11 protein-coding genes are annotated in these 15,793 nt (G+C 49.5%); 4 read left to right on the top strand and 7 right to left on the bottom strand.

Features of this window, described 5'->3' with window-relative positions:
• Window positions 1-69 precede the first annotated feature (69 nt).
• The 3 genes from ACN0YR_RS07410 (at window position 70) to ACN0YR_RS07400 (ending at window position 3,571) form a co-directional block, all read left to right on the top strand.
• Window positions 70-570 carry a DinB family protein gene (locus tag ACN0YR_RS07410; protein ID WP_417848560.1) on the top strand — a complete coding sequence of 167 codons (501 nt, stop codon included), beginning with the start codon at window positions 70-72 and terminating at the stop codon, window positions 568-570.
• Between the two features lie 140 nt (window positions 571-710).
• Window positions 711-2,102: a hypothetical protein gene (locus ACN0YR_RS07405; protein ID WP_417848559.1), complete on the top strand. Its 1,392-nt coding sequence runs from the start codon at window positions 711-713 to the stop codon at window positions 2,100-2,102.
• 89 nt (window positions 2,103-2,191) lie between these two features.
• The gene (locus ACN0YR_RS07400) at window positions 2,192-3,571 is read left to right on the top strand and encodes a hypothetical protein (protein WP_417848558.1); all 1,380 of its coding nucleotides are present in this window, start codon (window positions 2,192-2,194) and stop codon (window positions 3,569-3,571) included.
• 46 nt (window positions 3,572-3,617) lie between these two features.
• On the opposite strand, the gene ACN0YR_RS07395 is transcribed toward ACN0YR_RS07400, so the two are convergent.
• From ACN0YR_RS07395 to ACN0YR_RS07370, 6 genes are all read right to left on the bottom strand, one after another.
• Complete coding sequence (locus ACN0YR_RS07395; RefSeq protein WP_417848557.1) at window positions 3,618-4,673, bottom strand: prenyltransferase/squalene oxidase repeat-containing protein; 1,056 nt, start codon at window positions 4,671-4,673, stop codon at window positions 3,618-3,620.
• Window positions 4,670-5,425: a DUF1028 domain-containing protein gene (locus ACN0YR_RS07390; protein ID WP_417848556.1), complete on the bottom strand. Its 756-nt coding sequence runs from the start codon at window positions 5,423-5,425 to the stop codon at window positions 4,670-4,672. Before ACN0YR_RS07390 ends, ACN0YR_RS07395 begins: the two co-directional genes overlap by 4 nt.
• Before the next feature lie 2,161 nt (window positions 5,426-7,586).
• Window positions 7,587-9,056: an FAD-binding oxidoreductase gene (locus ACN0YR_RS07385; RefSeq protein WP_417848555.1), complete on the bottom strand. Its 1,470-nt coding sequence runs from the start codon at window positions 9,054-9,056 to the stop codon at window positions 7,587-7,589.
• A 294-nt stretch (window positions 9,057-9,350) separates the two neighbouring features.
• Window positions 9,351-9,890, bottom strand: a complete 540-nt coding sequence (locus ACN0YR_RS07380) for a DUF2617 family protein (RefSeq protein WP_417848554.1) — start codon at window positions 9,888-9,890, stop codon at window positions 9,351-9,353.
• A 333-nt stretch (window positions 9,891-10,223) separates the two neighbouring features.
• On the bottom strand, window positions 10,224-10,925 hold the full coding sequence (gene surE / locus ACN0YR_RS07375; protein WP_417848553.1) for a 5'/3'-nucleotidase SurE: 702 nt from the start codon (window positions 10,923-10,925) through the stop codon (window positions 10,224-10,226).
• A gap of 128 nt (window positions 10,926-11,053) precedes the next feature.
• Entirely contained in the window at window positions 11,054-13,225 is a 2,172-nt protein-coding gene (locus tag ACN0YR_RS07370) for a helix-hairpin-helix domain-containing protein (protein WP_417848552.1), read from the bottom strand.
• A gap of 298 nt (window positions 13,226-13,523) precedes the next feature.
• Between ACN0YR_RS07370 and ACN0YR_RS07365 the strand changes: the two genes are divergently transcribed.
• The gene (locus ACN0YR_RS07365; RefSeq protein WP_417848551.1) at window positions 13,524-14,885 is read left to right on the top strand and encodes a hypothetical protein; all 1,362 of its coding nucleotides are present in this window, start codon (window positions 13,524-13,526) and stop codon (window positions 14,883-14,885) included.
• Window positions 14,886-14,924: 39 nt separating this feature from the next.
• On the opposite strand, the gene ACN0YR_RS07360 is transcribed toward ACN0YR_RS07365, so the two are convergent.
• A complete protein-coding gene (locus ACN0YR_RS07360) occupies window positions 14,925-15,770 on the bottom strand; it encodes a hypothetical protein (protein ID WP_417848550.1) in 846 nt (281 codons plus the stop codon).
• Between the last annotated feature and the right edge of the window lie 23 nt (window positions 15,771-15,793).

Below are 15,793 nucleotides of genomic sequence, written 5' to 3'. Positions count from 1 at the left end.
AGCACGAAATTGATCTAATAAGTGTTGACCGAACAGACTCTCTCCTAACCTTATTTCCAGGAAGCACTGATGAGTATCGCTGAATCAATTTTGCCTGAGTTCGAACAGGAAATGGCAGGGACTCGTAAAGTCCTTGAACGAATTCCAGAGGACAAACTGGATTGGAAGGCACATCCAAAGTCGAACACGATAGGCTGGGTCGCTTCGCACCTCGTGGAAATTCCAGGATGGGTCGAAGGGACGCTGACTCAGGATACATGGGACATCAATCCTGTCGATGGCGAACCGTACACTTCTCCAACGTACACAAGTCGGCAGGAGATCCTCGAACATTTTGACGCCAATGTTGCAGCAGCGATCGAACGAATCAAAGCGACTCCGGATGAGGAATTCGCGAAGTCGTGGTCCTTGCTCTCTGGTGGACAAGCTCTCGTGACCATGCCTAAGGCAGGCGTCATCCGGACGTGGGTATTGAATCATACGATCCACCACCGTGCCCATCTATGTGTTTACCTCCGCCTGAATGACATACCTGTTCCCGGGATGTATGGGCCCTCTGGAGATGAATAAGATTTCAGGCCAGCTTTGGCTGAATCGCTGCAAGTTGCTAATGCCGCGAAGTTGTTGCAGTCTCCTACTCAGCAACTATTACCTCAGCTGACAGACTGAGAGGCGGACCACGCAGAGCCATCCCTCGTCGGAACCTCGCTATGAATTTACTCAGTCGCATACTCTCGATCTCCTTCGTCTTCAGCCTGCAATGCTCTTTTGCATTCGCTGCGGACCTGCAAGTGGCGACGTTTCGTGTCGATGTCACTCCTCCGATTGGTGACGGTCCTTGCGTGGGGTTCATGCAGAGAATCGAAAGCATCGAGCATCCGCTCGAGATGCGAGGCGTTCTGATTCGCAGCGGCGAAGAGACATTTGTCGTCGCTGCGATTGATTATTGCGGGATATGCGGTTCAAGCGACGAAACAATTCGTTCGAAAATGGCTCAAGCGGCGGGAACTTCGTTACGCCAAGTCGCCTTGCAGTCACTTCATCAGCACACCGCTCCCGTTTTAGACGCCGATGGAATGCGAGTGTTATTCGGTGACGAAAGTCCTGAATTGAGACGACATCAGCAATTCACAGATGAGATTGCGTCCAAAGCATCAAAAGAAATCATCAGGGCAAAAGGAGAGCTTCAATCGGTCAGCAGAATTATTGGGACGCGTGCAGAAGTCCGTCAGTTCGCTTCAAACCGACGCGTCCCTCAAGACGACGGGAGCCTCCGAGCGCGGTCAAGTTTCACCAGTGACCCTGCAATTCGAAATGCTCCAGAAGGTTTAATCGATCCCTGGCTACGTACGGTCACCTTCTTCAATAAGAAGACTCCCATCGCGCAGCTTCACTACTACGCAACTCACCCGCAAACTTTCTACGGTGACGCCCGCATCAGTTGGGATACGGTCGGGATCGCACGTGAGCGATTCGAAAAGGAAACAGGGGTCTTTCAAGTCTACTTCAATGGATGCGGCGGCAATGTCACTGTTGGCAAATACAACGATGGAACTCGTGCAGCCAGGAAGCGTTTGTCCGAGAATCTCCATGATGCGATGCTTCGCAGCACACAAAAAATCAACGAGAATCAGATCGATGTGGCAGTGAATGTCCCATCACTATCAACTAAACAAATCAGCTGGCAGTCAACGCCGGTCAAATTCACTCCCCGAGAAGACGGCCCCTTTCACCCAGTCGCGATCGAGCAACAATTCGCAGTTGGTCAGCGATTTTCAACTCGCTTGAAAGCGGCGATGTATACGGCATTCCGAGACCGCTTGCAGACAGACCAAAAGGTGCAGGCATCTCGCATGCGAATTGGAGAGATTGATCTCATCAATTTGCCGGGGGAACCATTTGTCGAGTTTCAACTCTTTGCACAGCGGACCGCTCCCAAGACGTCATTTGTTTGCGTCGCCGGATACGGAGAATGTGGAGTCTGGTACTTCGGACCGGATCACATCTACTCCGATCGAGGTGGTTATGAACAAACCTGGTCTTTTACCGGTCCATGCGAAAAAGAAGTTCAACAAACATTGTCCGAACTTTTGAAACGATAAAAATTTCCTTGGCAGGTGTTTATTTTCCTTCGCTCTCATAAAGTGTGAAACATCGAAACACAAGAACTGAATCAAAAGGGAGGGACGTAATGTGGCATGGTGATCGACGTCAGTTTTTGAAAACATCCTCAGCGATTGCATCAAGCAGTTTGCTCGGCTCCCAACTTTTCGCGCAATCTCCGTTGGGACAGCGACCTCAACAGGACGCAGCGGTCGAAACTCTGTTTCCTCGTGATCGCATCCCGATGACATTCATCATCGATGACTCGACCTGTCTGGTCAACATGGGGCACTTCTGCATTCCTCAATTTCATAGTTGTTATCCCGACCGAGCTGTCTACCAGAAACCCTGGCAAACTTTTCCACGTGAAATCCCGGACAGCTTTGTGCAAGAGTTTGGAGAGTGGTGTTCCGAGAATGGCGTGAAAGGTAAATACAGTATCGTTCCCTATCCTTCTTGTGTCGGCTGGGTCGATCGAGAACTTCCAGGCTGGCCGAGAAAGGCATTGCAACAGAGTTTAAATCTTGTCCGCGAGTTGATGGTCCCTAACTGGGATATTCACCCAGAAATGATCACACATACGCGCGTGATTAATCTCAAAACAGGGAGACCGTTTGACGAGATCAGCCCGGCAACGATGGAGAACTCCTACCCGCAAGAAAAGAAAAGCGTCGACGAACTCGCAGCGTACCTTGCCTACGCATTGCAAATTCTGAAGAACTGTGGGTTGCCGTGTGAAGGGGTCACCACGCCCGGAGGATTCGGCAACATGGTGAAAACAGAGCTCTCGCTCGCAGCTCAACAAGCTGTGCGTGATGTTTATCAAACCGAGATTCCACATTACTTCAAGTACGTGGTCGGAGACCAAGAAAGCACCCAGCCAAAAGTCGAACATGTCTCCGGGCTGGGAACCAACCAAATCAACCTCACCGTCAACATTCCTGCAGGGACAGGTGATTGGTTCGGCGGTTGGGAAGGGGATGTCACCCCTGAACCAGATCGGTATTCGACAGCCGATGCGAGTTCCGGACGGCTCGTCGAATTAATCGAACGGGGTGAGCCAGGATTTTTCCTCTGTCACTGGCCGGGCATGTACAGCAACGGAACGAAAGCAGGGTTCCATGCGTTTCAGCGAGTCGTGAATTCTGTCCACGAAAAGTTTCCAGAACAACTTCACTGGATGAAACTAAGCGAAATCGCCCGATACTGGGCCGCCAAAGAGTTAACGACGATTCGTGTCGATGATTCATCGATCCAACTGGACGCTCCATTCGCTTGCCCCGACTTCACATTGAAGTTCAAAACCAATGAGGCGAAACCACTCAAAATCACCTCACGAGGAGAAGTGATTCCGATGAAACAAGTCCGGTCGAAAACCCAACTGAAAGCCGGTCACATTTTCCAGACACCCGAAGTGGCAACTCTCTGTTTCGACCTTCCTAAAGGGGTCACAACAATTCAATTGTAAACGGAGTGGTCGAGACCGGGAGAATCGAAGTCGAAAACAGATCGATTTATCGCTGATAAATCGGCAGATACCGGTACTCCACGGTGAGCGCCAAAACCGCTGCAGCAGTGGCGTAAATTCGTCCCGCCTGACGCTCGCTCCCATGGATCGGTGTCCATCCCCCATCGTCATCCTGAAGCGGAAGTAGAAGCCCCGCCAGGTGCTTATGATTTTCCTTAGCGATGTTCCCGCCCATTTTGAACATCCCAACGCCAGTGTAGTAAACGCCGTAGTAAAAGTAGCTGGACCGTTCGTGAAGAGGATGCTCGATCAACCACTTCGCCCCCCCGATTGCTTCAGGAGTTTGATGAGCCCCGCAAACTTCCAGACAGGTAATTCCGATCCCGGTCAATGTTGATGTCGGAGCATTCCCAGGCTGATAAGAGAAACCCTCATTCTTTCTGGCAGAGCAGTTTTTCACATATTGAACCGCTGCATCGATGGCTTCTGCAGGAACATCACAACCAATATCCTTCGCAGCGCGTAACGCCATCACCTGCCAGCCGGTCACACTTAAATCACTGTCGCGGCTGTTTGTCTGGTATCTCCATCCTCCTTGATGACGGTTGTTTTTGGAAAGTGCCTGTGATTCTAAAATCAGGCGAATGGCATCTTCCAGCGAACGTCGAACAACCATCGCATCTGCACCATCCATCATGCCAGCAACTTCACCAAGCATTAATGCGCAGATTCCATGATTGTACATCGGGCCGTGGCTGGATTTCTTTGAGATCAACATCCCGTCCGGTTGTTGTTGACCGACAACCCAGCGAACACCACGATTGATCCGCTCCCCATAGATTCCTTCACCAGGAACATGACCGGCAGCAAGATACGACATGACCGCCAGAGAAGTGATCGCTGATGAATCGCCCCAGGATTCGGTTCTCCAGGAACCGTGATCAGTTTGTTGACTGGCGATGAATTCCAGTGCCCTCGCGATTGATTTCTCGACGGCATCGTCAACGGGATCCTGAGCGAGCAGCCTCTGTGGAAATGCCAGCCCGATCACCACAAATAAAACCGACCAAGCTGTCGCGCCTGTGGCTCGACTCTCACTCATTCTGAATCCTTATCAGCGTCAGATTTGTTAGTGTCAGACTTCTCTGTACCAGAGTTTTTTGTAACAGATTCGTCGTCAGCGTCTTTCTCTTTAGAGCCAGGACGTTCCAGCTTCAACGAAAGGATACGCCCCAGTTCCTGAATTGGTGTCTCGTGATCATCAACTCGAAAATCAATCATGCGGTCGTTGAACCCTGCATATCCGGCACCTTCTTTTACAACCAGAATGGCAGCGGACTGTCGACCGCGAATGTCTCCTCCAGCTTCATCGGCAGCCTCTAAAGCGTCCATAATCCTCCAAGTCAGCGAACCTTCCGAATCTTCGAATGCTTTCGCCATCTTCTCGATCACTTCTGGACCGGCCAGAATGTTTCCCTGACAAGCAAAATTTTCGCCAGTCTTCCCACCTGCCCAAGGAAGGCATTTCTCACCGGTGAAAGTAGCAGCGTTCCCAAATTTGTCGACTAATCCAACTTGCCTGTTCGCTCGCATCGGATCGGAATCGGTAAGCTGCTTGAGAACTTCGCTGGCCGATGCTCCATCACTGAGAAGCTTTAACCCTTCGGGACCGTAAGTCGTGTTTGCAAAACTTTGTGTTGCAATCGCTCCCTGTTCTGCTTTTGCCCATGGTACAACATGACCAACTGCAAGAAATTTTGAAGCGACACCGATTCCCCATTCTTTAGTCGCGGGGTCGTAGGCCACAATGGAAAACGTACTGACAACTTCCTGCTTGTTTTCTTGCTCATTCATTTTTGACACTGGTGCTGGTTCATCAGCAGAGAGCGGTCCTGTTCCGAAGAGAAAAAGAAACAGTGCGACTGTTTCCTTCGAGATCGTTCTCTTCAAAAGAGAAAAGATAGCAAGTCGTGAGTGATTTGATTTCATCATAGTTTGAAAGGTCGCCATCGATTGGATGGTCATTCAAAAGAGATTGGATAGAGCATTTTCAATTTCAATGCTCGTCATGCCTGTGAAGAACACTTCAGAGACTCTCTGCCACGAGGCAGAACGCAAAGACCATATTCGTTTAATTTAGGATTTCAAAAATCTAATGAGCGTTCCTAACGCGCTCGAACAAATCCTGGAGCAGCGATTGCACTTCACTCGAAGAGCAACGAGTTCCAGTCTCTTTCTTCCAGTACATCTCTACCCCTGTTAATTCCAACAGGACGCACATTTCACCGAACTCCGCCCCGTAATCGAGACATCATTCATCGATGAAAGTTTCGGGCTCAATAAGTTCTTCAATATACGACAGACATTTGGAGTCCATCACTTTCTGTTGAACCAACTCGCTGGCAGTTTCATACGATGCAGACAGGAAGTCTTCTCCTACATTGTAAGACTGATCCGACTCAAATCCCATCTTCCGGGTCAATTCTCATGCAGTCAAATTATAATTGCCCAAATTTAGAGAGGATACTCAGCCCCCTCGTCGACACTCACAGCCAGCTTGATTGCCATAATACATGGAACACAAACAACTTGCAGAACAACGGTAAAAAAACAACAAGGAACTCTAAATCGAATTCCCAGTTACAAGTCCAGGTGAAATCAGCATATTCAAGTTCACCCCAGTGAACAGCGAGCCACCTCACTGATTCGTGAAACTGAAGCCAGCTGAGTGATCTCAATAAAGACCGTTGCCTCAGTCCGCTCAACTGGAAGATTGATTCCGGGACATCGTAATTTCGAACGCGTCTACCGATTCGCCTTTGCGACGAACAGCAATTTCAATGGTGAAACGCATCCGACAAAGGTACGTGAGAGACCAAACTGACCGACGACGAATTGATCATCAACGTGCAATTCAAGATTGAATCGAGATTGGAAAGCGGCTTGTTCGCTATCTTTTGTGAGTCGTATTTTTGCAGCTGAAGCAAAATGAAAAAAATGCCGTGAATCTGAAATTTTCGCGAACCGAACAAAATTGGTCTTGTCCAAAATGGAGAAAAGGTAACAATGCTGTTACGACGTTTCGGGCGATACGCAGCCCGAAGGGTATCCGCCTGCTAACAAACCGGATCTGGCGAGCCGGGTGAGGTGGGATGTTTCATTCAGAAAGGAGGTGGTCAAGTGGATTCTGATTTTAGTAGCCAACAACGAGGTGGTACTGCCTAGGCAGTCGGCGGGCTGTCGCTGGCAGCCACCAAAGAAGATCAAAGATCGGGAATGGCTCCGATCACTATTTGATCTTCCCTGAATCGTAATTGTTTTGATTGCAATTCAGGACCTCGAGATCACTGACCTCGAGTATACGAGAGGGGCGGCTTCAAGTTGAGGCCGCCCCTCTTTCGCATTTCATGAGACCATTTCTCTCAGCGAACAGCCGTGATTGAGCTCTCTTATTTTCCATGCGTCTACTGCGGTCATCGCTCTCTCGCAGTTCTCACGGTTTAGAGCATCGTTCGAACTGGTCTTCAGTGTCGATATAGCCCCCGGAGAGTCAAGCGAGCTAAACGACTATCTGAGATGCAGCGATATGCCTTCCGACCAATCCTGAATTTGCTCTCATACGAGACAACTTTAGAACCAGTCCGATAACTTGTGGAATGGTGGCTTTTCTCAGTGTTTGAGAGCACAAGTTCAGGTTTCAGGATCAGTTCTAAGTAGGGTTGACTGTAGGACGGGACCATTGTCCCGTCAGTCCAGTGTGAAGCATCTTTTCGAATTGGTGTCCGGTTCTGTCTCGTGGCGAACAGTATTTTTATTAAAGAAATGCGTTCTTCACGGGCACACGGTAGAGCAAACTGCTCTAAAGAAATGCGTTCTTCATGGGGACACGGTCGAGTCGTTTGCTCTCGGAACGGGACAATGGTCCCGTTCTACAGATGTTCCCAAGCAAAAAATGCGTCGCGATCTTACTGTCGCTGATGTCTTGCCGTTTGGATGGACAATATAGCTCAAAGAATCACATTGAGGCTTGCCGACCCGGTTTGTCTCTTTCGATGTGTTCCATTCCGCAAGCTCCGGCGGTGGGGAGAATTTTGCTGGGACTGCACCGTCCAGTAGGATTGAAGACTGAGCGGATTTCCGTCATCACATCGAGGTCTGTTTTCGTAAACAGTTGATCCATGAAACTAATTTTCTCGACACCGATCCCGTGCTCCCCAGTCACACTTCCTCCAAGTTCAATACACTTGGTCAGAATTTCATCTCCCGCAGCGATCACTCTTTTGATCTGATCGCTGTCACGCTCGTCAAAGAGTAGAACCGGGTGAATATTTCCATCGCCAGCGTGGAAGACGTTGACGATGCGGATGTCGTGTCGTTGACCTGCTTCAGTAATGAATTCCAGAATCTCCGGAAGCTTTGTTCGTGGAACAACTCCATCCTGTGTGCAGTAACTGGGAGCCAAACGCCCGATAGCACCGAAAGCCTGCTTGCGACATTTCCACAATAGCTGTCGCTCCTCTTCGGTATTGGCGGAACGAACTTCGCGGGCACCATGTGCATTACAAATGTCGATGATCTTTTGCTTCTCTTCATCCACCGCAACTTCCAGCCCATCAACTTCGATCAACAGGACGGCTCCTGCATCAAGTGGGAAACCGAAGTGAAATGCTTCTTCAAGTGCGCCGACGATTCCCTGATCCATCATTTCCAGAGCAGCAGGGATGATCCCCTCTCCGATGATTGATGTAATCGCTTCGGTCGCTGCAGTGACCGTTTCGAAAACTCCCAGCATTGTCCGAAACGAGTCGGGATTTCGAGTCAACTTCACCCAGACTTTGGTGGCAATCCCGAATGTTCCTTCACTTCCGACAAACAGGCCAGTGAGATCAAGCCCAGGCAAATCTTCACATGGTCCCCCCAGTTGGACTAATTCACCATTTGGAAGAACCACTTCCAGACCGATCACATGATTGACTGTCACTCCATATTTCAGAGTATGTGGCCCTCCAGAATTTGTCGCGACATTTCCACCTATCGTGCAGGCGCCTTGTGAAGAGGGATCAGGTGCGTAATGAAGCCCGGACCCTTTGAGTCGCTGTGTGAGATGAACGTTTACCAATCCCGGTTCAACAATGGCGTATCCGTCACGTTCATTGATCTCGAGAATCTGCCTCATTCGCGTCAGGCAAATCATTACTCCACCACCGACCGGCAGCGTCCCCCCCGCGAGACTCGTCCCAGCCCCTCTGGGGACGAATGGTAGGTCGAACTCGCAACACAGCTTGACTGTTTCAATGATTTGATCAGTCGTCGTTGGGAAAACCACCACATCGGGAACACGTTTTTCAACGATGTAGCCGTCACACTCGTACACAATTAATTCATCTTCGGAGCAAAGAAGATTTTCGGGCGTATAGATTTGCCCCAGACGTTGGAGGAATTCAGATGTTGTGGTCGGCGTTGTAGTCGGCGATGTGATCGGCATTATTATCGGCTTGGTTCGTCCGCGAGTCGGTCTTGAATTCAGAGTTGAAAACGGTCTTCAACCAGTTCTGAAGTCGTAGTATCGAACGTCCCAGCACAGAAGACAACCCTTGAGAATTCCGTGAAGGATGTCGCTCGGAGAGAGACTTAGAGCAATTTGGTACGTGTCGTCCCCGTACTGGTCAGATTCAACACTTTTTACACTGCCAATCGCAAGGCAGAAGGCGAAATCTCACGTTTACTTTCCCAACCAAAAATTACTTTCCCAATCAAAAAGCGACATTTGAAGAAAATATTAATCCAGCTCGATGAGAGTTTGTGTCCGCAGAACTGCGAGATCGACTGGATATGTGTGAAAGGTATGCACCGACAGCATTCGGGCACTTCCTTCGACGCGAACCAGACTCAAAGCTCCGGGCAATAAGCGATTCGGTGCGGGGAATTGATGAGACAGAAAGACGTTCGATGTTTCTGATTCGAGTTCCATTTGAACTCGCGTGAAGACGCTATATTCCACAACGTCTACTTCGCCAGCGAAATGATACAAGAACGGAACATTCGACTTGTGAAGAATCTCTTCCTGCTCGTTGTAAAAGTAGGTTCGCTGTAAGCCAAACGTAGAAAGCTGTTGCCGGTCCGGCGCGGTCACTTCAACAATAGAATGACCGCCAGAAGTAAACTGTAAGTAGTATCCTCCCTCACAGAGACCGATAGTCATGTCGTATTGCTCAGAGCGAATCCGACCGACAATCACCGGATCAAAAAGCTCCGGGTGCAGAGGCCGATCAAACATTCTGTATGATGTTTCCGCGATGCTGGGACGTATTGATTCCATCGTCATCGGTTCCCCCGCCTCTCATCTTTGACCATGACTAGAGCAGTTTGCTCTACCGTGTACCCGTGAAGAACGCATTTCTTTATTAAAAATGCTATTCGCCACGAGGCAGATCCTGCAAACCAATTCGAAAGATGCTCTAGTTCACGATAAGTATACGTCGTGAAGTCATGACGTCGAGAAACTGTTTAGGAACTTTTCAGCACTTCCAGAGAACCTGCCAGTAAATCTTCGATTTATTCTGGCCCCTTGGAAATCATTTTCATGACTTCACAAACAGCTCGCCATCCAACAGATCGGGAAAATGATTGCCGAAGTTTCTCCTGCTCGGTTTCAATTCACGCTGCAATCCAGAGCAAGTTTTGTGACTGAAATTTTTCCAGAAAAACAAACCTCGACATCACATTTTGGACGTTGACCTCGGTTGCGGAACTGGCCGCGATAGATCGCTCCTTCGTCATTCCATTCAAACTGCAGATCGACCTGACTTGTGTCGTGCGGGCAGAACTCGATCTCAGGATCAGGTTCGTTCTCATGCAACGCCGGGAAGTTGACATTCCAAAATTGTCCTGCCTCAAGAGGTAAGTCGAACAACACATCCAATACTTTCTGTGTCCAGCGTGTGGTCCGTTCCCAGTCCTGCATGTATTCGGGCTTCCGCAGGTATTGCGAAAATGCAATCGCCTTTTTCCCTGAGAGGGTTGCCTCACGTGCTGCAGCGGCTGTTCCTGACATAAAAATATCGCCAGCAAGGTTTGCACCTTCGTTGATGCCCGAGAGAACCCAATCGACATCGGGGGCGAATTGGAGCAGTCCAAGACGGCTGCAATCTGCAGGTGTCCCATGAATGATGTGTATCCCAGGGCCGCCACTCTCAACGCGAATCAAGCTTTTATCAGTCACTTGATGTCCGCACCCCGAGTAAGCTTGATTCGGGGCGACAACCGTACATTCTCCGCGAGATCCGACAGCTGCCTTAAGAGCTGCGATTCCGTCGGCCAGATATCCATCGTCGTTCGTTAAAAGAAATTTCATGTCGCATCAGCATCTATTAAAGTTTTGTGAGAGCTTCGCCTTGGAACAAGCACTCTCTCACAAATTTATGAATGTTCAATCACGTCACCATGAAGAATAGGAGAATTCCCGATTCGTAGAGGTTATTCTCAATCCTTCGTCACAGGCAACAAGCTCAGGCCGACACGTTTCCGATCGAGATCGATTTGATCAACCCACGCCGTCACGACGTCGCCCACATTCACATGATCAAATGGTGACGAGACAAATGTGTCCGACATCTTACTGATGTGAACCAGACCATCATTTTTTAAACCGATGTCCACAAAGGCTCCAAAGTCGACAACATTCGTGACGACACCTTGAAGCTTTAATCCTTGGTGAAGATCTTCCAATTTCAGGACTCCCGACCGAAAGAGCGGACCGGAAAGATCTTCACGTGGATCGCGGCCGGGTCGCAACAATGAGTCAATCAGATGTTCGATTGTGTAAGAGTCCGATGAGATTTCGCTCGCAAGTTCCTCAGGCTTCGCCGTTGTGAGACTTTGGCGAACGTCACCCGGAATTTTCCCGTTTGAAACCATCTCTTTCGAAAGTCCAAATCGCGTCAGGAAAGCTTCAGCAAGCGAATAAGTTTCCGGATGAATCCAGGTTGCATCAAACGGTTCTTTGCTGTCCGGAATCCTGAGAAACCCCGCAGCTTGCGTGAAAGTGACCTCGCCAATTCCAGCAACTTTCTTGAGTTGGCTACGAGACCGAAACGGTCCATTTTCAGTTCGCCACTTAACGATATTCTTCGCGCTCGTGCGATTCAGTCCCGAGACATACTTGAGAAGTTCCACACTTGAGCGATTTAAGTCGACACCGACATTGTTCACGCAGGATTCGACTACAGAATCGAGAGATGTTTGCAATTGCTTCTCGGCAACATCATGTTGATACATCCCGACGCCGATGTGTTGCGGTTCAATTTTTACCAGTTCGCTGAGCGGGTCTTGCAATCTGCGACCGATAGAAATGGTGCCGCGTACAGTTGCGTCGTAGTCCGGAAATTCTTCCCGCCCCACATCGCTGGCGGAATAAATACTTGCTCCCGCTTCATTCACGATGACATACTTGCAACTGAGCGAATGTTCTTTGATCGTCTTCGCAACGAGTTCTTCAGTCTCGCGAGAAGCAGTTCCGTTTCCAATGGCGATCACATCGACGGCATGAGTCTCTGCCAGCTTCGCAAGTTTTTCTTGTTGCTCTTTCTCATTTTTACCGATCACATAAATCAAATCGTTGGTCAGAACATTCCCATCCTCATCGAGAACAATCACTTTGCAGCCGGAACGAAAACCTGGATCGATGGCAAGCACAGTTTGCCTTTCCAGTGGTGGTTGCATGAGCAAGCTTCGTAAATTCTTACTGAAGACTTCGATGGCATGTGTCTGCGATTTCTCGGTCAAGTCTCGTCGAATTTCCCGCTCAATCGCAGGATTGATTAAACGTTTCAAAGCATCTTCATTGCAAGATGAAAGAAAGCTTCGCGCCTTGTGTGTTCCGAGTCGCAGCAACGAGTTCGCTTGTACTAAAGCACGATCATTGTCCCAGCTGATGCTGACTCGAAGTGCCTTCTTGGCTTCTCCCCGGTCGATCGCCAACACACGATGAGGTGGCAAGCGATCCAGTGCGCCATCAAAGTTTGCATAGTCGGCGAAGACTTGCTCGTCATCCGCCCCTTTGACGAGTTTCGTTTTCGCCCGGCCCGTTTTCTTCGCAATCTCACGAACAGAATCACGCAGTGTAACCGACTCAGCAATTCGAGCTGCGAGAATGTCGGCTGTCCCCTTGAGGACCGTGTCCACATCAACCAGATCGGGATGCTTGCCAACGCAATTGTCAGCGACCCGCTTGATGTCCACATCTCCGACACGCCCGGTCCAGACAGCTTCCGCCAGTGGCCCCAGTCCACGTTCGAGTGCTTCATCAGCACGCGTTTTTCGACGGCTCTTGAAGGGTGCGAAAAGTTCTTCCAGCCGTTTCTTCGAATCGGCCTGTTCGAAAAGCTGACGAAGTTCGGGCGTCAGCTTTCCTTGCTCGTCGATCGACTTCAGCATGCGCTCGAGCATCGCTTCAATTTCACGAAGATCTTTCAGCTTGGATTCGATTTCGCGAATCTGCACTTCATCTAAACCATCAGTTTGATGCTTCCGGTATCGCGTAATAAACGGAACGGTATTTCCCTCATCAAGCAGGGTAATCACGTTTTGAACCTGACGTTCGTCAACGTTCAGAATCTGGGCGATTTGTCTAGAAAGTTTAATTTGTGCGGTCATTCGAAGAAAAATCTTTGAGATTAAAATAGGGTCTTTAGAGCAGTTTGCTCTACCGTGTGCCCGTGAAGAACGTATTTCTCCAGTAAAAATGCTGTTCGCCACGAGGCAGAACCTGCAAACCAATTCGAAAGATGCTCTAGCGTTCGATAAGTCAGCTGACACGGGCAGATTGTAGTGATTCTATCAGTTTTCAGTGATGCTACCGGACAGAAGGAGACGATTATAACGATCATACAGAGAGTGCGCAAATTGTGCTTTCAGAGATTCGCAATCGATTTTCGTCTGGGGGGAACCGACGATGCGTGAGCATTGGGGTTTATTGTGTAAAAAATTATTCCGTCTTGCTGGCCCGACAGCTGCCTGCCTGATGCTTTCGCCCTTTGCGAATGCTCAGGATTTTGAGCAATCTGAGGGCCGAATTCGAGTGGTGGATCATCAGTTTGCTGAGCCTGAAACAACTCAGAACGCTCCACTCATCGTTAACCAGCTCGACCCGAATTCTCCAGAGGCGATCTTCACCCCCTGGGTAACACAAAACTGTGCGCCGGGTTTTGGGATGGCGAAGAAGCCGCAGTCTCTTGATACTCCAAACATGATCGGGGACTTCCTGGGACGGACCGGAAGCGTCAGTTTTACGACGACAACAATGGGGTCGTTGGAAACATCGCAAGGCCTGTTTGATATCCCTGGATCGGGACGTGTTCCGAAAGTCGCAGAAAACAACAGCGCGATCCCGCGAGATCGTTTCTACTTTACTTACAATCATTTCCACAACGCTTATTCTGCGAATTCGACGGTCAATCCAAATGACGTTGATATGAATATGATGCCGCTTGATCCCGTTGTCCGATCAGATCAGTTTCACCAGAATCGCTTCACCCTCGGTCTTGAAAAAACATTCCTCTACGGAGACATGTCCGTTGAATTCAGACTGCCATTGGTGACTCAGGTTGATTACGAAGTTCCCGGGTTTACTGATCCAACTTCAACTGCGTTCTCGTTCGGGACAAACGATCCGACCGGAAACCTTTCGATGATTTTGAAGAAGGTCCTATTCGATTGGTACGGACCACGTTCTTCTGGTGTGATCAGTAGTGGTTTTGCTCTCACGTTCCCAACGTCTGAAGGAGCATCAGTCAATCTTGGCGATGCGACATTTCTGGTCGATGATGCTGGACTTCACTTCTCTCCATACATGACCATGCTCATTGAAAGTCCAGCTGGCTGGTTCATTCAAGGGTTCGTGGAGTTCGATTATTCAACAGACAAAATCGCCGTTGAAGATCGCAATGCCGGTGGAGTCGGGAAAGCCGACATCCCGGACGTCGTCAACCTGGATGTTGGTGCCGGTTGGTGGTTAGCTCGCTACCCGGACAACCATCTATTCAAAGGCTTAGCTGGAATCGTCGAGTACCACTACACTGGTCAAAGACAAGACTTCGAGAACATTGCTTTTCAATCAGTGGGTCAAAACTCAACAAGCAATGTGATCGTAGGTGGCTTCGACAGCCGCAGGGATATCATGAACCTGACGACCGGTGTGCATGTCGTTGTCACCGACCACATCAACGCCCGTGTTGCCGGTGTGATTCCTCTTCGAGATGCTCCAGATCGCCAATTCGACGCTGAAGTGGTATTTCAACTGGACCTGGTGCGATAATCAGTCTTCGTGAGTCAGCTTCACGTTCAGACTTGTGGTTCAATTTGTGTTGAACACCGGTACCGATCCCGGGACCGACTTTGGTGGAAGTGAATTTCGCTTCGCTGGTTTCAATCCCGGTTCGCTGTAGGCGGGAACTGGGATTGAAGCTGATGGAAAGTTCGGAGCACTTTCGTTGAAAAAAGGCTGACCGTTAGGTTCACCTAGAAATGGAGTGGGAGCTTGCGGAACCGGAGCCGCGCGTACTGCCTCGACGCTTCCAATTCGCAAATTTTCGACTGCAAGTTCCATGACCAGTTCGCTACTGGTCATTTTCACTCCGTTTGATTCGACCGTTGCATTGGTGAGTGTCAGTTTCCCATCGATGCATTGTGCAGAACTCGCTTCGATAATCGTGTCTCCGTATCGCAGGATGAGTTGAGCATTGATGTCGAACTCGAACTTTTTCGTGCCGTCCTCAGTGAGCGAAACTCGCACATCAACATCATCGCAATCGATCAATGTTGCGCCTGGTGTCACCACCTCGATCGATTTTGGAGCGAAAGCAGTCACTTGCCGAGGGACTTTCACTGTCTTATTCCCTTGCCTGACTTCTTCGGTCACCATTCTTGTTTGTGCGACGTGAGCGGTTTGCGAAACAAGACTCGCTTGCCCTCCGGAAGCTTCGTTAAGAAATAGCCGCATGGCAGGTTGCCATTTCTCTTTTGCGTCGACCTCCTTTGGTGCTTCCTTCTCGCTTTCTTTCTGGCTTACTTTCTCTGCCGGGAACTCGGAAGCCGCAGAGGTGGCAGGTTTCGTAGAAGGCTCTTGTGCCAGCCCGCTTTGCGAGAAGACCACGACGATTGAAAAGCAAAGTGTGGTCGCTCGTAAGAATACTTGAAACATGTCGCCCTCCTGGTTTTTGAGAT

This window comes from Thalassoglobus sp., assembly GCF_048270125.1.
In the GTDB taxonomy this organism is placed as follows: domain Bacteria; phylum Planctomycetota; class Planctomycetia; order Planctomycetales; family Planctomycetaceae; genus Thalassoglobus.
This window is presented reverse-complemented; position numbering and strand designations above follow the sequence as displayed.